This is a genomic window from Endozoicomonas sp., from assembly GCF_031844845.1.
Taxonomy (GTDB): Bacteria; Pseudomonadota; Gammaproteobacteria; order Pseudomonadales; family Endozoicomonadaceae; genus Endozoicomonas.
This window is the reverse complement of the sequence record NZ_JAVRMB020000358.1, coordinates 1-18,670: the sequence shown is the minus strand read 5'-3', so window position 1 is coordinate 18,670 and position 18,670 is coordinate 1. Positions and strand designations below refer to the sequence as shown.

The 18,670-nt window shown below is 47.2% G+C and carries 18 protein-coding genes; 11 read left to right on the top strand and 7 right to left on the bottom strand.

The annotated features are described in order from the left end of the window. Positions 1 to 10: 10 nt before the first annotated feature. A complete protein-coding gene (locus tag RM811_RS19870; protein ID WP_402527615.1) occupies positions 11 to 460 on the bottom strand; it encodes a hypothetical protein in 450 nt (149 codons plus the stop codon). Positions 461 to 657: 197 nt separating this feature from the next. Here RM811_RS19870 and ovoA point away from each other — a divergent pair, with 197 nt between their 5' ends. Continuing rightward, on the top strand, positions 658 to 2,850 hold the full coding sequence (ovoA, locus tag RM811_RS19865) for a 5-histidylcysteine sulfoxide synthase (protein WP_402527614.1): 2,193 nt from the start codon (positions 658 to 660) through the stop codon (positions 2,848 to 2,850). Between the two features lie 271 nt (positions 2,851 to 3,121). Further along, complete coding sequence (locus RM811_RS19860; RefSeq protein ID WP_402527613.1) at positions 3,122 to 4,396, top strand: hypothetical protein; 1,275 nt, start codon at positions 3,122 to 3,124, stop codon at positions 4,394 to 4,396. Positions 4,397 to 4,769: 373 nt separating this feature from the next. On the opposite strand, the gene tusA is transcribed toward RM811_RS19860, so the two are convergent. The 3 genes from tusA to RM811_RS19845 all read right to left on the bottom strand — a co-directional run bounded on the left by tusA (position 4,770) and on the right by RM811_RS19845 (position 7,707). Further along, positions 4,770 to 5,027, bottom strand: coding sequence for a sulfurtransferase TusA (tusA, locus tag RM811_RS19855; protein ID WP_402527612.1), 258 nt, complete (start codon positions 5,025 to 5,027; stop codon positions 4,770 to 4,772). 22 nt (positions 5,028 to 5,049) lie between these two features. Further along, a complete protein-coding gene (locus tag RM811_RS19850; RefSeq protein WP_402527610.1) occupies positions 5,050 to 6,390 on the bottom strand; it encodes an MATE family efflux transporter in 1,341 nt (446 codons plus the stop codon). A gap of 189 nt (positions 6,391 to 6,579) precedes the next feature. Continuing rightward, positions 6,580 to 7,707, bottom strand: coding sequence for a hypothetical protein (locus tag RM811_RS19845; protein ID WP_402527609.1), 1,128 nt, complete (start codon positions 7,705 to 7,707; stop codon positions 6,580 to 6,582). Between the two features lie 416 nt (positions 7,708 to 8,123). On the opposite strand from RM811_RS19845, the gene RM811_RS19840 reads away from it, so the two are divergent. After that, complete coding sequence (locus tag RM811_RS19840; protein ID WP_402527607.1) at positions 8,124 to 9,059, top strand: Dyp-type peroxidase; 936 nt, start codon at positions 8,124 to 8,126, stop codon at positions 9,057 to 9,059. 64 nt (positions 9,060 to 9,123) lie between these two features. Here RM811_RS19840 and RM811_RS19835 read toward each other — a convergent pair whose 3' ends face one another. Then, entirely contained in the window at positions 9,124 to 10,134 is a 1,011-nt protein-coding gene (locus tag RM811_RS19835) for an adenosine deaminase (RefSeq protein ID WP_402527605.1), read from the bottom strand. Positions 10,135 to 10,231: 97 nt separating this feature from the next. Next, positions 10,232 to 10,972: an adenosine deaminase gene (add, locus tag RM811_RS19830; protein WP_402527604.1), complete on the bottom strand. Its 741-nt coding sequence runs from the start codon at positions 10,970 to 10,972 to the stop codon at positions 10,232 to 10,234. A gap of 105 nt (positions 10,973 to 11,077) precedes the next feature. On the opposite strand from add, the gene RM811_RS19825 reads away from it, so the two are divergent. Further along, the gene (locus RM811_RS19825) at positions 11,078 to 11,560 is read left to right on the top strand and encodes a hypothetical protein (RefSeq protein WP_402527602.1); all 483 of its coding nucleotides are present in this window, start codon (positions 11,078 to 11,080) and stop codon (positions 11,558 to 11,560) included. A 17-nt stretch (positions 11,561 to 11,577) separates the two neighbouring features. Further along, complete coding sequence (locus RM811_RS19820; protein WP_402527600.1) at positions 11,578 to 12,057, top strand: hypothetical protein; 480 nt, start codon at positions 11,578 to 11,580, stop codon at positions 12,055 to 12,057. 25 nt (positions 12,058 to 12,082) lie between these two features. On the opposite strand, the gene RM811_RS19815 is transcribed toward RM811_RS19820, so the two are convergent. Beyond that, a complete protein-coding gene (locus RM811_RS19815) occupies positions 12,083 to 12,754 on the bottom strand; it encodes an alpha/beta family hydrolase (RefSeq protein ID WP_402527598.1) in 672 nt (223 codons plus the stop codon). Positions 12,755 to 13,123: 369 nt separating this feature from the next. On the opposite strand from RM811_RS19815, the gene RM811_RS19810 reads away from it, so the two are divergent. The 6 genes from RM811_RS19810 to RM811_RS19785 form a co-directional block, all read left to right on the top strand. Next, positions 13,124 to 13,732, top strand: a complete 609-nt coding sequence (locus RM811_RS19810) for a hypothetical protein (RefSeq protein ID WP_402527597.1) — start codon at positions 13,124 to 13,126, stop codon at positions 13,730 to 13,732. A gap of 784 nt (positions 13,733 to 14,516) precedes the next feature. Next, on the top strand, positions 14,517 to 15,971 hold the full coding sequence (ccoN, locus tag RM811_RS19805) for a cytochrome-c oxidase, cbb3-type subunit I (RefSeq protein ID WP_402527596.1): 1,455 nt from the start codon (positions 14,517 to 14,519) through the stop codon (positions 15,969 to 15,971). Between the two features lie 5 nt (positions 15,972 to 15,976). Beyond that, positions 15,977 to 16,591, top strand: a complete 615-nt coding sequence (gene ccoO / locus RM811_RS19800) for a cytochrome-c oxidase, cbb3-type subunit II (RefSeq protein ID WP_402527595.1) — start codon at positions 15,977 to 15,979, stop codon at positions 16,589 to 16,591. Beyond that, positions 16,591 to 16,797, top strand: coding sequence for a cbb3-type cytochrome oxidase subunit 3 (locus RM811_RS19795; RefSeq protein ID WP_402527593.1), 207 nt, complete (start codon positions 16,591 to 16,593; stop codon positions 16,795 to 16,797). The genes ccoO and RM811_RS19795 overlap by 1 nt, the downstream gene beginning before the upstream one ends. A gap of 2 nt (positions 16,798 to 16,799) precedes the next feature. Next, complete coding sequence (ccoP, locus tag RM811_RS19790) at positions 16,800 to 17,696, top strand: cytochrome-c oxidase, cbb3-type subunit III (protein WP_402527592.1); 897 nt, start codon at positions 16,800 to 16,802, stop codon at positions 17,694 to 17,696. 224 nt (positions 17,697 to 17,920) lie between these two features. Next, the coding region (locus tag RM811_RS19785; protein WP_402527590.1) for a substrate-binding domain-containing protein at positions 17,921 to 18,670 on the top strand (750 nt) is incomplete at its 3' end.

The window sequence follows — 18,670 nt, the reverse complement described above, 5'->3', positions numbered from 1 at the left end:
ATGCAAAGGATTAGAGTTCGGCAACCCCGGCCATGACAATAACCGGTGTTAACCACTGGCTACGGCATAACGGGTAGAACAGCCGCCCGCGAAATAACGTACTATCATAGCAAACTTTACACCTGCCATAATAGCCCCACCGACGCAAATACTTACTCCAGCCCTGAGATACCAAAAGGCGCTGACCGCCAACCATGCCAATCTTTGAATAGACAAACAACCAGTACATGGTTTCAATGCGTTTGACAGGTAGATTGGGTCGAACGGAGTGAGCCCCAACAATTTCACCGAAGATACAGATAGTTTTGTTGGGGCTCGCATTCGCTCGACCCAACCGCCACCGATCAATTCCAATGAAACCATGCACCAGACGCCACTCAATTTTTCTGACAGAAGTCAGCCTGCCACTAAAACTCGACTCAATACCCCCCCTGAAATCACCTGCAAACATTACGTTCAACTACACTGAATCCCTGTTGCATTCACCATCTCAGAGCCTGATTAATCCATTGAAATCCTTTCTCGCATCTGCACCGCATGCATCCATTTAATAGTAATAACTGCTGGGCACGCTGTTTTTCAATGAAGCACACCACAAGAAATTAATACGAAAGTACTACTTACTGATAACTGATTTCACTACCCAGGAGATGAAAAGTGGCTGAGAATACTGCAAGTCAGATAGACTGCTGTGTCATCCAAGACGTCACCCCAGACGCTCCCCCGAAAAAAGTCACTCGAACACTGGTTCTTAATGATGGCAACCCGGAAAGCAAACGTCAGGAGTTATTAAACTATTTCCTGCAAACCTTTGATCAGTATGACTTGCTGTTTGATACCCTTGCCTGTGACGAAGCCTGGTTTGAAAAAGCCATTCCCCTTCGTCACCCTCTGATCTTCTACTACGGGCATACCGCTGCTTTTTTTATTAACAAACTGATTACTGCAAAACTTATATCAGAAAGGGTTGATTCCCACATCGAATCCACAGTAGCTATTGGCGTCGATGAAATGTCCTGGGATGATCTGGATGATAACCACTATCGCTGGCCCTCCGCACAACAGGTTCGCGCGTACCGTTGCAAGGTACGAACCCTGGTTTCCAACTTTATTCAAGATATGCCACTGGAAATCCCAATCACCTGGGAGAGCCCTGCCTGGATCATCCTGATGGGCATTGAACATGAACGCATTCACCTTGAAACATCATCGGTTCTGATTCGCCAGCTCCCCATCGCCTGTGTCAAACCTCACCGTTACTGGCAACCGTGCACAGAGTCCGACACAACACCGGAAAACAAACTTATTGATATTGCCGGCAGGTCACTTCGGTTAGGCAAAGAGTATGACAATACGCTCTATGGCTGGGATAACGAATACGGCCACCTTGATGTTGAAGTCTCCCCCTTCAAAGCCAGCGAATACCTGGTAAGCAATCAGGAATTCAAAACCTTTATGGATGCCGGAGGCTACGACAACGAGTATTGGTGGAGCGATGAAGGCTGGGCCTGGTCAACCTTCAGCAACGCTCACAATGCTCACAGCAAAGCGCAACATCCAGCGTTCTGGGTTCCGAACGGAGACCGCTTTCGCTATAGAACCATACTGGAAGAAATAGACATGCCCTGGAACTGGCCGGTGGATGTTAACTGCCACGAGGCCCAGGCATTCTGCCGCTGGAAATCGGAAGTCACCGGCAAACAGATCCAGCTACCCAGCGAAGCCGAGTGGTATTGCCTGCGCGAAGCCATCAATACCGACCAGCCCTGGTGGGATAAAGCACCGGGTAATATTAACCTTGAGTATTGGGCTTCCTCCTGTCCGGTTGATCGCTTCCGCACTGGAGAATTATGCGACATCATCGGCAATGTCTGGCAGTGGACCTCCACCCCCATTGATAGTTATGAAGGTTTCCGCATCCACCCCTGTTATGACGACTTCTCAACCCCAACCTTTGATGGACGGCACAATGTCATCAAAGGAGGCAGCTGGATATCCACCGGCAACTACGCCATTAAAGATTCACGTTACGCCTTTCGACGGCACTTCTTCCAACACGCTGGTTTTCGCTATGTGGAATCCAGTGCTGCTACCAATACATCCGGCAACCCTTACGAAACCGATGCACTGGTTGCACAATATCTGGCCTTCCATTTTGGGGACACCTTTTTTGACGTACCAAACTACCCGGAAGCCTGTGCACGAATCTGCCATGAAGTGACTGGTGATACACCCCGTACCCGGGCACTGGATCTGGGCTGCTCCGTTGGGCGCACCAGTTTTGAACTCACTCGATGGTTCCAGCATGTAGATGGCATAGACTTCTCGGCTCGATTTATCTCAGCCGCAGCAGAGCTGCAGGAACGGGGAATAATCCGCTACCACGTACCCTCTGAGGGTGAGCTGGGTGATTATTGTATTGCCGATGTGGCTGAGCCGGGGCTGGATGGCATCGATGTCAACCGCATCCGCTTTACCCAGGGGGATGCCTGCAACCTCAAACCTATCTATACCGATTATGATCTGATTTTTGCTGGCAACCTGATCGATCGCCTTAACAACCCGGCACAATTTTTAGGTATGATCCATGAGCGTATCTGTCCCGGTGGAATTTTAGTGATCACCTCACCTTACACTTGGCTGGAAGAGTACACACCGAAGGAAAACTGGCTGGGAGGCATCCGTGAAAACGGAGAAACCGTAGACACCCGTACCGGACTGCAACGGATATTAAGCAGCCACTTCGAGGAACTGACACCAACGATTGATATACCTTTTGTTATTCGGGAAACAGCGCGAAAGTTCCAGCACAGTGTAGCCCAATGTACTGTATGGCGACGCAATACATAGAGTCGCCCTTATTCACATAGCTTAATCTGAAATAGAAAATACCAGCCCAACCCTCCACCAACGGCCCCAGCTCTTTACAAGAACAAGAAAAGCCTGAGAGCGCTGAATGATGCTATTAGATGGAGACTCCTCCGCAAAAAATCAACAGATCAGTCAATCAATTCTTTCAAAAAAACGAATTATTAAACTACATTAGTTTCTTACAGGAAGTTATCGAGAGACTCCTGAATGGATATTTAAATCAACTGATTTTTTAATAACGGTGCTTATTATGCAAGGTGCAGGTATTTCAGGCTCACCCCACTCAAAAACCAACCAGCCCATTCAAGGTGAGCAGACTACTAAAGAAGAAGATAACCCCAATGACAATAACTCTATAAAAGATCCGAACTTGATGAAGCTTCAGCAAACATGGAATAGTAGAATCGACACAGCAAGACAGTTGATTTCAGCGAAGCCAAACGAATCGAAATTCGTGGCTCAAACTCTTGCTTATCATTTCAATATTCTTACTGAATCAAAAAATTCTGAGGAAATGACCGATGATCAGAAAAAATTCCTATCCCTGGCTCTTAGCCAGTGCAATCTCGCTGGCGTTGCCGATTTAGAGAAACTAAAAGAAGTCTTTTCCTTCCACAACAAGATTTCAGATGAGTCACGATCACCACGCCAGCGATCAGATACAGAGCATGATCTCAAAGAAGCTTTAGACAATCTCGCGCAAACCTCGCGTGGTGATAGCCAGATTAAACAAGGTACTCATTCCATGGCTGTTGAAAGGCAAGGTTTTGTCGAATCCGACATAGAGACCAACTTTCCAGATAAAGAAACGCAACAACAGATTAAAAACACGCTCGTTCTATTAAAATTCCAGATAACGTCAGGCTTTGATATCGGCCCTCTCCCTGATAATGTTGTCACCCTTAAATTTGATAGCCCGGAATCCATTAAAAAATTCGCAATTTACTGCCAATACCCCAATGAAAACATCTTTACGGAAGAAAGATCAAAATATGAAAGTAAAATAGATGATTTGAACAACAAGCTCACAGATGAAGACACAACAACCCTAATCAACACTTTAAAAGAGATAGTAACAATAACATCTGAACATTCATCAACCCCACCAAAAAAAGTATTTTCCGAGGCAGATTTACACCAAATTAAAGAGAGCTTACAAAAAAAAATACCTGATATGTCCCGGGAAACATTACTCCTTGCGTCTTTCGCAACATCACTATCAAAGGAAATGAAAGGCTATCTCAAAGCATGTCATATTCTGGTATTAAAAACCCCAGAAAAAGAAGAGGCAACAGATGCCAGTAACACGGACCCATCGGCATCAGTTAAAAATGAAGAAGTGAAAACTGAGGAAGCAAAACCCCAGGAACTTACAACTGCACAAGACCTTCTGGCAAAAGCACTACTCGATAGTGATGCTATTAAAAGGGAGTTTATAGCTCGAGAGGGCTTCCCGGCCGCAGCCAAACATGCTGCCAGGGCACTTATCCAAAGCCTTACGAAATCCGCTGGGGTGCCGGTTTAAAACATTGATCGCAGAAGTGTACTGATTGGATATCTATTCTGTTTTGTGCGTTGGTATGGCCATAATTCAGGATAGTTTTCCCAGAAGCAACCCATAATAAGAGCCACTGTCATCAACAGTTAGGAATTGACCCTGAATAACTTCCACATATCCGAGTATCCAAACCCCTTTCGTCCTGAACTCTGAGCTTGACGAAGAGTCGAAGGACCCATAGGGCCTAAAGGCGTGAACTCGAGCCATAATAGATCGTGCTGATAGATCGTGCCAGGCACCCTTCGACTCCGCTCAGGATGAACGGAGATTGAGTTCAAAATGTGGAAGTTATTTCAGGACAGTTCCTTAGTTTATGACAGTGGCTCTTCCTTACCCTGTACTACTGGATTCTCTTTCTAATCCAATAGATAAATTGACTACCTTGCTCTTGCTGTTCAAGCAACGGGTGATCCAGAAAATTGCAGAATTTAGGAATATCCCGTTTGGTAGAAGGATCCGTAGCCAGCACCCTGACCACCTCTCCCGGTGACATATCCCTGATTTTATTATGCAGCATCATCACCGGCTCCGGGCAAAACAGGCCACAGGTATCCAGCTCATGTTGTACTTCTATCTCTTCAGAAACCACTTCAGTCATTAAACCCCTTCAAACCTGCCCCTCAAAAAAAGTCATGCCGGGTGGCAAACCAGACATCATTCCTACTGAATCGGCGATAAACCCAGATTAACCCCAGGCCCCGCGCTGCCATAAATACCGTATAGGCCAGCCACAACCCCTGATTCCCCAAGTCACGAAAGAGAAACCAGGCCGGAAGAAATACGACAACCACCGCGATCAACATTGTGTTCTGCATCATATCGGTTCTAAGGGCACCAATAAAGACACCATCCAACCAGAAGCACCAAACCGCAATCAAAGGCATTGCTATCAGCCACGGCAAGTAAGCAGACGCCTGTTCTGCAACCTCTGGAATATTGGTCAACCAGCCCAGCAGAGAGTTCCCGCCAAGGCCCAGCAGCAGACAAAACAGCCCGCCACAGACCAGGGAGCACCAGCCGGTAACCCTGACTACCTGATGAAATTGCTTGCGATCTCTTTTACCGATCGACTCTCCAGTCAAGGCCTCTGCCGCATGAGCAAAGCCATCCAGACCATTTGAAATCAACACCATCAAATTCAACAACAGCGCATTAGCAGCCAGAATCTCATCGCCAAAACGAGCGCCCTGCGCGGTAAAAAAGGACTGAACAAACAACAGACACAGCGTTCGTACAAATAAATGACGGTTAAGCATCAGCAGCTTACGCAGTGCTGAAAAGTCCAGCACCATATCCCGACTAAACACCCCACCCTCAGTCTTCAGAATACGGCCAACAATCAATATTCCCAGCGCAAGAGAAAGATAGTCAGCGATCACCGTGGCCATGGCAGCGCCCTCGGTAGCCCACCCCAGACCCAGGACAAACAGCAGATCCAGCACAATATTAACCGCATTGCCAAGCACCAGAATTAACAGCGGCCCTTTCGGCCTTTGCATCCCGATCAGCCAGCCAATCAGGGCATAGTTAATCAATACGGCCGGTGCTGAAAAAATACGGGTTTGAAAATAGATTTGAGCCTGACGAGCCACCTCATCACTGGCCGCAAAAAATGGCAGGGCAAACTGCAAAACAAAAGGCGAACAGAGAATTAACACCAGGCCGGTAATCCCGGCAAATACCACAGACTGTAATAACCATTTCCGGAGTGCCTGCACATCATTTCGGCCTTTAGCCTGTGCCACCAGCCCGGTGGTCCCCATTCTCAAAAAGCCAAATGCCCAGAACAACATACTGAACAAGGTTGCAGCAATGGCCACTCCACCCAGATATTCAGGGGAAGAAAGGTGCCCAAGGACAGCTGCGTCCACCAGCCCCAGTAGAGGAACGGAGATATTAGAAATAATGGCCGGCCAGGCAAAATGCCACACACGCCGAGAGGTTGCTGAAGCCGTTAACAAGGGGGTCAACTCCTTTTGCACCTTAAAATTGACTCATTTTAAAGGCATTTAGAAAAACAGGAATAAGTAATCACTCTCTGTTTAATGGGTTAACTTTATCATATAAACTATACCGACCCGGTTCATGAGAGGCTGACTCTTCGAAAATAATACCAGCCATTCCAAGCCCGTTTTATTGGTACAATATCATTAACGCGTTATGCGATTGTCAGCCGTAACATTAAGATGCCAGACAGCCCATTGTTGCTGTTGAGTGCCATACCAAAAAACAAGATCCAACCAATTTAACACTTTTTTTATTTTCGCTTTATTCGAGTTCGGTAATGAAAGAATGTCACTGGCTTTTTTCCTCATAGCATCAAACCTGTGGCTACTTAATGAATCAAAAAATGAAATACCAATAGTACTCAGCTCACCCTTAACCCTCTGTGATCCATACTTCTGCGCATAACCCATATCAACAAACGCCTTATTAATAGACTCCAGATAAACATTAGTCGGATTTGCAAGAACCCATTTTGACTTCCCCAGCAAAATCTTAGCCACAAGCTCACCGCTTTTTTTACAGCCATTTGATCTGGCGATTTTCAAACATATTATTTCGGAATCGCCATATTTATAATCATCGGGACACCTTAAAAGAGAATTCGCCACAGAAAAAACCATTACCCTAAAGCAGTGTTTAATATCATTATTTTCATGAAAACAGCGAAGAATCTTTCTAACCTCTTGATAATAACGGAGTTTATCTGAAGACGCACGCTTCGACCATATTTCCAACCGTCGACAACGGCGCAACCAAAGATCCTCAAGCTCATTTTTGAGATCACTCTGCCAATGCATTAACAGTCCTTTGGTCAATTTGATGGCTTCACCAACCGCATGAGAATCTAAAAGCTTAGAGATTCTACTGACACAAGCCTCTTTAAATACATTTATTGCCATTAAATAAAGCTTTTCTGCAACAGGGTCAATATCAACAAACCTCTTCAAACCAGCAATTCTTTCAGTAAACTGAACAACCATCAACCTCCCCACTACTCCGGTTTTCAGCCAGTCTAACAATTCATGAAGTTGATCACATTCATTCTCCACAGCACTATATTTTGAAAGAAGTAGACGCACTTGACCGACAGGTTCAACTTTCTTTTTACATACCGGGCAAGAGATTTTTTTGGATTTATCAAGAATCTCAATAGCGCACTTGGTATGTATTAAGTGCCGCCCATCACAAACTGAAGGAAAAAAAACAATCCGATGACTAAAGACCCTCTTGGCATGCTCATTTTCAAAGCGAACAGCCTTATCTTGCGACAAACTCTTTTTACATCTGGAACAATTCTGATCTGCAAAACCATCCCTGCTACCTAAACCAAAAAAACGAACGGGACTATCATTAACAGAGGGCAAAGGGTACTCTCACTTTTCACTATACTCGGACATTCCTCCCTCTGAGCCTGGAAGCAAACCAAGGATGAAAGAAAATTGTGAATAAAGGATAGCCCTGCTACACACATACATCCATACCAGTTTCACCAATACAGCTTCCATGATGCTTTGCCCCCACACGTTAATCCTTATACTGACAAAACAGCGTCCAGATAAGATCAATCAACAACCATTTCTGATTGCATTTATGCCTACTAATACAAAAAAAAACTACATTGATCCCCGACAGTAATAAAGATTCTGCAATGGTAATATAATGCCCAATTTCCAATTGGTGTAATATCATGCCAACATCCCAATCCGGCATCACTCCGGATGACAATAGTGACGCCCTGTTTCTTGTGCTGACGATTAACAGCCATTGTGAAAACCTGAAAACCATCAGACAGACTCTGGCTGATATTCCAACAATGACCAGCACTCTGGCTCTCCAGCACCCTGATGCCAGACTCAGCTCAACCATCAGCATTGGCAGTGACGCCTGGGGTCAACTCTATCCGGGTAGTAAACCAGCAGCCCTGCAACCTTTCATTGCCGTGAAAGATGGCAGCCGTGAGGCACCTGCAACCCCCGGAGACCTGCTACTTCACATTCGCTCAGATCGAAAAGATATTAATTTCAGTTTGATGCGGCAGGTAATGGGCCATTTCAATGGCTGCGTTAGCGTACAGGAAGAGGTTAATGGCTTTCGCTATCTCGATAGTCGTGACCTGACCGGATTTGTTGATGGCACAGAAAATCCGGAAGGTGGTAACCGGGCAACCGTTGCCATTCTCAGTGAAGAATCCGGTGATGAAGACAGCGAGTTTTCCGGTGGCAGTTATATTAACAGCCAGCGCTACGTTCACCACCTGAAAGAGTGGCAGCAATGCCCACTGAAAGATCAGGAAAAAATCTTTGGCCGAAGCAAACAGGACAATATTGAATTCAGCTCTGAAGAGAAAGCACCGGTTGCTCATACCAAGCGAGTGAACCTGAAAGATGACCATGGCAAAAGCATGGAAATCCTCAGGCACAGCATGCCCTACGGTGACTCAAAAGAAGCGGGCCTGTTCTTTATTGCCTATGGCAGAACACCAGAGCATTTTAATCGGATGCTGGAAGCGATGATCAAAGCTGACCGTGACGGCCATTACGATCATCTGATGAACTTTTCCACACCCGTTACCGGCTGTGCTTTTTTTGCACCGTCTATTGAGTTTCTCAAGAACAATCGATAATTCCTTCAGCACCTCTTTTCAGGGAGGTGCTTTTTCTCATATCGCCTGTGATCCACTGGCGATATTAACCAGCCTCCATTTGATCCAACTCATCCAGAAACTTCTGAACCCGATCTTCAGGCAAATAACTGGCCCGAAATCCGTTTTTCACCAATGCAAGCACGTCTTCTTTATCCAAGTTAAAGGCATCAACCAACGCTTGATAATTGGCGTTTAGAAAACCACCAAAATAAGTTGGGTCATCCGAGTTCACCGTAACCAGAATCCCTTTTTTCAGCAGCTCAATAATATTATGGTCTGCCATTTTATCGAAAACCCGAAGACGAACATTGGAAAGCGGGCAGACGGTCAACGGTATCTGCCGGCTGCACAGATAGTCCACCAGCTGCGGGTCATCGGTACAACGGACACCATGATCAATACGTTCCGCCTGCATCACCCGCAGGCTGCCCCAGATAACATCGGCAGAACCTTCCTCTCCGGCGTGAGTTTGCAGGCGATAGCCCCGCTCTCTGCCCAGCTGAAATAACCGCTGGAATTTTTCCGGCGGATTACCCATTTCCGTGCTTGCCATACCCAGGGCAACAAAATCCCCCGGATAGCCATCAGCCATTGTCAAAACCTCAATACATTCTTCTTCCGTCGTATGTTTTAACAGACTGAGAATTAACAACACACTGATACCCCACCGGGATTGGGCATCAACAATGGCTCGTTTAAAACCCGGCATAAAGATGTCAAAGCCAATGCCATTGGCCAGATACGTCTGGGGCTCTATCATTATCTCCGTATGGACAATGGTGTTCTCCTGACATTTAAGCAGGTAATCCATCAACAAATGATAGAAATCAGCCTCTTCCCGCAAAACAGAAGCACCCAGGTAGTAAAGATCCAGAAAACTCTGTAAATCCTTAAACTGGTAGGCTTTATCAACCTCTTCAACGGTCCCATAGGGCAGATCAATGTTATTTTTTTTCGCCAGCTGCAACATCCGTTCTGCCTGCAGGCTGCCATCAATATGTATGTGCAGCTCTGCTTTTGGCAGCGCGGCAACCCACTCTGAAGTCATTGTCATTAGCAACTCCGTAAAGTCATTGAGCCTTATCAGCCCTGATCGCCCATATCCATCTGTTTTATAGATTCAGGTAGACCAGGGCAAGTCAAACTATTTATCAAAGACGCTCATCCTCGTCCATGACACTCCCGGCAACATACTGGTCGAGCCTCTGAAGATAACCAGCTTTAATATCATCAGGCAACCAGGCTATTTCTTCAAACGCACTGGTCACCAGTTGTACGATCTCTTTTTGAGTAAAATCACCTTCTTCAACAAGCGCCATTAAATTTTCGTTAATATAGGCACGAAAATAAGCAGGATCATCTGAATTGACGGTGACCTTTATACCTTTGTCCAGCATGACTCTGATCTCTTCAGAGGTCAGCGACTGCACAACAAAACGATTTGAAACCGGACAAATGGTTAAACCGATGCCTCGGTGAAGGATATCAGCACACAACTGTTCATCCTCAAGGGCATTCAACCCATGATCAATACGATCAACCCCGATAAGGTCAAGGCACTCCCTGATATGAATCAGGGTATTTTCCTGATTAACATCGCAATGCATGGTTAACTGGTAGCCCTGCTTTCTTGCATCAGAGAATACTTTGGCAAATTTTGATGGCGGATTGCCCTGCTCATCAGAATCCAGCCTAACCCCGGCGATCCAATCCCTGTAATGCAAACTCATTTGCAAATGCTCTGCAGCACTTTCCGCACTCAGGTCGCGGAGAAAGCACATTATCAGCCGGGATTCGAGTCCGAATTTCTTTTTGGCCTCACACTGAGCCCGGTAAATGCCTGAAATAACCGTATCAAAGTCAATGCCACGGGAAGTGTGAGCCAGTGCCACTACTCCTTGCGCGGATAAGATATACCCTCTGGCCAAGGAGTTGCGCGAAAAGTTCAAAGAGTGCGAAGCATCGCAAACGCCATAGATTGGCTGCAGATAGCTTTTATGCCTGATAGCCACTTGCGTCACTGGATTAATAACGAAGGTCCAAATTCTACGTATGAGCATATCAAATCCGAATTGAAAAATAAGAGCTTATCTATTGAAAAACTGAACTTTTATTTTACGTATTGGATCATCAATATTACTGGTTTCCGGGCAAAAGACTTCAGTAAAAGCTCGATATACCTATACCTGACGCAGAATGTTTATAAGTGTATCCACACACTACAGGACATTACTCAACAACTTGCCGACAACGGGGAACTTAACCCCATGGAATTATTCCTGAAACATCGAGCTGAATGGCTGGAACTATCTGACAATGATTTGTACTGCGAAAACCAGCTTGCATTTGGATCCCTCGCTGCATTGCTCTATGTTTATGAGGCTAAAAGGGGAAAAGAATTGTATCAGGCATTTCTCGAACTCGCACCTGACGTAAAAAATGGACAATACTCGAAATTAACAGCCCGCCGGATTTACTGATTAACACCGGTTATATATTGATCCGAGACTACCTTAGCACCAATAAAGAAAATAAAAAAAATGAAGTAAAATCTCTAAAAATATGGAATGACGACAAATTAACCGATGAAAACAAGCTAAAGATATTTGAGCAGCTACCTAAACCGGACCCGGTAGTATTGCCCCAGAACACATTACCTGAAAAACCTGGCAGTGCTTATCTGGAGCGGATGAAGGCGAAAGAAAGAACATATAAGACAGCGGAGCACAGATGGCAAATAATCGGTCGCTGGGTGGATGATTCTAAGAAAAAACCTTCAATATCAGATGATTTAATTATGCTGCTATCAGATTTCAAGTTATCCGACAAAAGTTCAGGGAAAGACAAAAACACCTTGAGTCGATTCAAAGGAAAACTGAAGCGTCTGGCTAAAGAAGACATCAAAGGCTCAATTGGCAGGAATGTTCAGAAATACCTCAGAGCCCAGGCAGTACTTGCTTGCCTGAACTCCCGGTGAAGACATAATGATTCACTCCCTGATGTTAAAGAGAAACACAGTTTTCCTGCGCAATAAAATCCCTGATCTTTTCAACCGCCGTCTGAAGATGGTCGTTCTGGCTGAAACCGGAAACCACCCGGGGTTTCAAATCATGATTCCCATCGGGCAACCAGCGAATGATCACAGCGGATGAGAGTGAATAGGTATTTACACTCTTAAGGCTGCCCATAGTGTCACGATCCCCCTGCAAAATAAGCACCGGTGTTTTTATGGTTAGCAGATGTTCAATACGGGGCTTATCCATTTTTCCTGATGCGTAGAACGGATACCCCAGACAGATAATACCTTTTACCGGTAAGGACTTCCGCTCTTGAACCGGGTCACCACCCGGCAACTCTGAAGCCCATAATGTAGCCATACGTCCGCCCATGGATTTACCACCGATAAAAACCGGCTTTTTTACCTGCTTATACACAAATTCAATAACCTGCTCCCAACAGGCCAAAAGTTTTGGCTGCCGATCCGGGGGACGTTTTGTTCCGGTGAGCCGTCGTTGCTGCATATAATCAAACTCAAAACGTACGACAGTGATTCCGGACTGACAGAGCCGTTGAGCCATACGCTCCATAAATTCACTGCCCATACCCGCACCCGCACCGTGGGCCAGAATCAGTACTTCCGCATCATCACTGGCTTTATTCCATATCAGTTCCAATCCAATTAACCCTCCCGAAAGAAACTCGACTGATTTGATTTCAAAAACAATCGGACAATTTTGCACCATTACGGTTCGACCTGATACCTTTAATCAGACTTTTTCTATATCTCTGGCCGTTAAAACAAAAGAAAGTCATTCCATTACTGATCAGAAATAGAAAAAACATTTAAATAACTCAATGCATTCAGTTAAATGCCAGCTATGAGAAAAAATTATTTTTACAACCATTTTTCTGTGACTATCTTATTTACACTGGCATCAAGACTAGCTTGGCCGTTCATTGAGAAACTCTCATCTCATGAACACTCTAAATCTATATGATACTCAAACTTTTTAATTACAACCAAATAAAATGGACTCGCAGTAATGTCAATTGAATCATTAAGAGGCGGGAATAATTTCGAGCCGAATCAAAACACCAAACCGACAGGCATAAAAGAGCAAGGCTCTGATGGAGCTCATTCCATTACGAAAACGAATAAGACAAACTTTTTAAGCAAAAACCATTCACCTGGACTTCATCAATCTGGAGATTCTTCATTAGCAAAATGGACCATTGCAACAATGTTCTGTACTTTAATCCGTATGACAGATACCGCAAACGTAACAGAAAATGCAACTATGTCATCTATGTCAACTCTAAAAAACAACGCCAGCGACGTATTAACAAATACAACAGAGTCTACGTTAACTGATGCTCAGGAAGTTAACCCCGTTTGCATTCTCATTGCTGCGGGATTGGTTATATTTGGCGTATTTTTACTACTTGGCGGAATAAGCATATATGCAAAAAAACACCCGATATTAACCAGTCCAGCTGTAGGACCTACTGTGGATGGAAAAAAATACATTGGTGTGTCTGAGACAACTGACAAACCGTCTGAGCATCATGAGAACCAACAGCAAGAACCAGTGGATCCCCTTGATATAGATTCCCAGCCCGGAACGAGTGGGTCAGTTACAACTACCGTATAGCCTGAGAGACTGTGAATAATTCTAAGTAAGCGCACTTCCTGTTTACAACCTGAACCAGCCAGGAACACATCTCAAACCGGTAATAACTGGCTGGCCGAAAAGAAAGGTACATAAGTCCGGCGCGTACCCTGCCAGAAATCAAGTCAGCAGACACAAATGTACTAAACGGTGGTTCGTCACCCATCCAGAGACATGAAAGATTTGGCCACGGAGGGTCGGTACATAATCCCTTCAATACCGACCCTCCGTAGCAATTTTCTTCCACAGCAAAGACAAACAGCCCACCCACGTAAAGACCGAAAAAGCATTAGCAGGCACACTTATATTTCTGTATGATTGCGACGAAATTTCAGGAGCATTGGAATATGCGCCTGAAAACCGAATGAGAATAGAGAAGAAGTCACGGCTGTTGGTACACCAAGCCTGTTTAAAGCTTAATAAGGGGAACAGCAGGGACTGGTGCTTTTAATTTTTCAGGGGATTAGTGCAATTTACCACTCTGGCAATAATAGCCAGAGAGTCATAATGAATAAGCATTATCATACTGAAAAAATCACAAAAAACAGCACGCGCATTCTGCTTTTTCAAACCGTTTACCATTGGCCGTGAAGAAAGGTTCTTTCAGCCAGTGCAATCAGGAATTGATTAACCCTTAACCACCCAACAGCCAACGCTAATGACTCACTTTTTGATCGGACATTGATCCGTATCAATACAATTCCATTTCGGTTTACCCACAATAACCCCCAAATCTTATAAGCATAAACCGAAGGTAGCATGGAGCATGAGTACAGCATTATTACCGCCGACCTATGACTACAAGGTAGTTCGGCAATTTGCCATCATGGCCGTGGTCTGGGGAGTGGTCGGCATGGCCGTTGGCCTGCTGATTGCCACACAAATGGTCTTTCCCGAACTTAACCTTGGCCTGCCATGGACCAGCTTTGGACGCCTGAGGCCGCTGCATACCAATGCGGTTATCTTTGCCTTTGGTGGCTGTGTCCTGTTTTCCTGTTCTTACTACGTGGTTCAGCGCACCTGTCAGGCGACACTGGCCCTGCCCCGACTCGCTGCCTTCACCTTCTGGGGCTGGCAGCTGGTGATTATTGCCGCCGCCATTACTCTGCCCATGGGCCTGACTTCCTCCAAAGAGTATGCCGAGCTGGAATGGCCCATCGACATTTTGATTACTGTCGTCTGGGTCAGTTATGCCCTGGTGTTTTTTGGCACCATTATGAAGCGCAAGAGCAAACACATTTATGTCGCCAACTGGTTCTTTGGCGCCTTTATTATTACCGTTGCCGTGCTCCATATCGTTAACAGCGCCGCCCTGCCCGTCAGCCTGACCAAATCTTACTCGGCCTATTCCGGCGCCATGGATGCCATGATTCAGTGGTGGTATGGCCATAATGCCGTTGGTTTCTTCCTGACTGCCGGTTTCCTGGGCATGATGTATTACTTCGTACCCAAGCAGGCCGAGCGTCCGGTTTATTCTTATCGTCTTTCCATCGTTCACTTCTGGGCGCTGATTGCCATTTACATCTGGGCCGGCCCTCATCACCTTCACTACACAGCACTGCCTGACTGGGCCCAGAGCCTTGGCATGGTGATGTCACTGGTACTGCTGGCACCTTCATGGGGCGGTATGATCAACGGCATCATGACGCTGTCGGGCGCCTGGCATAAACTGCGCACCGATCCCATCCTGCGCTTTATGGTGGTGTCTCTCTCCTTCTACGGCATGTCCACCTTTGAAGGCCCGATGATGGCCATCAAAACCGTTAATGCCCTGTCCCACTACACCGACTGGACCATTGGCCATGTACACGCCGGTGCCCTGGGCTGGGTAGCAATGATTTCCTTTGGCTCGCTTTACCACCTGATTCCGAAACTGTACGGCAAAGAACAGATGCACAGCGTTAGCCTGATTAACGCCCATTTCTGGCTGGCAACTATCGGTACTGTGTTGTATATCGTCGCCATGTGGGTCAACGGCATCATGCAAGGTCTGATGTGGCGGGCAGTGAACGAAGACGGCACGCTGACCTACAGCTTTATCGAGTCCGTTGAAGCCAGCGGGTTCGGTTATATCGTCCGGGCCATTGGTGGTGCTTTCTTCTTTCTCGGCATGCTGGTTATGGCTTACAACGTGTATCGTACCGCCAGTGAATCGGAGGGAACTGCTCTCGACGCTCTTGACTCTCTTGAAAAGACGCCTCAGCCGGTTGCAGGGAGATAATAATAATGGCTTTCAAACACGATATTGTTGAAAAGAATATTGGCCTGATGGTGGTTCTGGTGGTGGTTGCCATCAGCTTTGGCTCCCTGGTGGAGCTGGTTCCCCTGTTTTTCCAGGACGAAACCACTCAGCCCGTTGACGGGCTCGAGCCTTACACCGCACTGCAACTGGAAGGCCGTGACCTATACATTCGGGAAGGTTGCGTTGGCTGCCATTCCCAGATGATCCGCCCACTGCGTGCTGAAGTTGAGCGTTATGGTTACTACTCCGTAGCCGGTGAATCGGTTTACGACTATCCCTTCCTCTGGGGCTCCAAGCGTACCGGCCCTGACCTGGCTCGTGTCGGTGGTCGTTACTCGGATGACTGGCACCGTGCGCACCTGATTAACCCAAGAGACCTGGTGCCTCAGTCCATCATGCCGGCTTACCCCTTCCTCGCGGAAAATACCCTGGATGGCGAACTGACCGCCCGCAAGCTGGAGACCCTGCGTATTTTGGGTGTCCCGTATACCGATGAAGACATTGCCGGCGCGCAGGCCGCCGTTAAGGGAGTAACTGAGCTGGACGCCCTGGTGGCGTATCTTCAGGGACTGGGCACCGCAATTACGAGTAAGCGCTAATGGATATCAATACAATTCGAGGACTGGCGACACTGGCCGCCCTGGTGGCGTTTACCGCGGTAGTACTCTGGGCATACAGTGGCCGGAAAAAAAACGACTTCGAAGAAGCCGCTGCACTGCCCTTTGCTGATGAATCACCCTCATCATCAACAACACCAACAAAAACCAGCCACAGGGAAAACTCCCGAACAAGAGGAGTCGAATAACCATGAGTGATTTCTGGCACTGGTGGATCGTTTTACTGACCACCGCCTGCCTTGTCCTGACCACCTGGCTTCTGTTCTCAACACGCAAGGCTCAGCGCAAGGAGCTGACCGAAGAAACAACCGGTCACGCCTACGACGGCATTGAAGAGCTTGATAACCCCATGCCGCACTGGTGGTTCCTGATGTTTGTGGCCACCCTGGTGTTCACCGTTGGCTACCTGATTCTCTACCCGGGCATGGGCAAGTGGGAAGGTCTCTTCGGCTGGACCTCCGTGGGCGAGCTGGAACGGGATCAGCTTAAGCACGAACGACGGTATGCACCGGAGTTTGCCCGTTATGCGGCCACGCCCATTGAAGAGCTGATCAAAAACCCGAGAGCCCTGAAAATGGGTGAGCGGGTCTTTATCAACAACTGTTCGCTCTGCCATGGTATGGACGCCGGTGGTAACTTCGGCTTTCCCAGCCTGACCGATAATGACTGGCTCTACGATGACACGCCTGATGCCATTAAGACGACTATCGCCCAGGGTCGCCAGGGACAGATGCCCGCCTGGGGAGCCGTTATTGGTGATAAAGGCGTGAAGCAGGTGGCCAGTTATGCGCGCAGTTTGTCGGGGCTGGATACCACAGTGAGTCAGGACGACCTGGACTCAGGCAAGCAGATATTTAATACGACTTGCGCCGTTTGTCATAACGCCGATGGTACTGGCAACTTCGCTCTGGGTGCGCCCAACCTGACCAACAATATCTGGCTTTACGGCGCCAGCCAGACGCAGGTGGAATACACCATTCGTCAGGGACGTAATGGTGTAATGCCGGGTTGGCATAACATTCTCGGTGAAGAGAAAGTTCATCTGGTTACAGCCTATGTATATAGCCTGACCCATAAGGCTGAATAAGCTTAACCACAAAGACACAAAGGCACAAAGAAAAGCCTTTTGTCTCGTTCCCACGCTCTGCGTGGGAATGCATACGGAGCTGGCCGCATTGTCTCGTTCCCATGCTCTGCGTGGGAATGCATACGGAGCTGGCCGCATGAGGAGAAACCTCTCTTTGTCCGGGTTTGTGGGAATGCTGGCTGTTTCATTTGTACCGGGTTCGGTATGCATTCCCACGGGGGACCGTGGAAACGAGACAGACTCTCCGACAGCATCTCGCCCCATCATCCCGTCCATCTCGTTCCCATGCTCTGCGTGGGAATGCAGAGCTATCCACAGGTACAGAGCTGAATGCGAGGTATGCGTTCCCGCACTATTGGGAACGAGATACGCAGAGCGTGGGAACGAGGGAAAGCGAGCAGCTGGCGCTACAGCGGCTGAAGGATATGCGCTGCGACGGACTGATCCTCCATGCCCGCAACTTATACGACGAAGAATTAATTGAGCTGGCTCAGGAAGAGACGCCTTTCATTCTTCTGGACCGAAAAGTCGACGGCCTTGAAGACCGCTGCGTCGCCTTCGAACATGCGGAGGCGGGTAAGCTGGCGGTTGCACACCTGATCGAGCATGGCCACCGAAAAATAGGCTGCCTGGCAGGCCCCCGGGAACGACTAACCGCCCGGCTTCGCTTTCAGGGTTATGAACAGGCACTGCGTGAACATCATATTGAGCTGGATGAATCACTGGTGGCGGAAGCGGATTACGACCGACAGGGCGGCTATCAGGCCATGACAGAAATTCTGGAAAAACATCCAGACATTACTGCTGTTTACTCCTGTAGCGAAGAGATGTGCGTGGGGGCTTTTGATCTGTTCAGAGAGCGCAGCATGACGGTACCCGGTGATATTTCCATGGTCAGCTTTGACAGTGTCAGCCTCTGCACCATGTTAACGCCGGCCGTCACCACGGTGCATTTCCCCATTAAAGAAATGGCA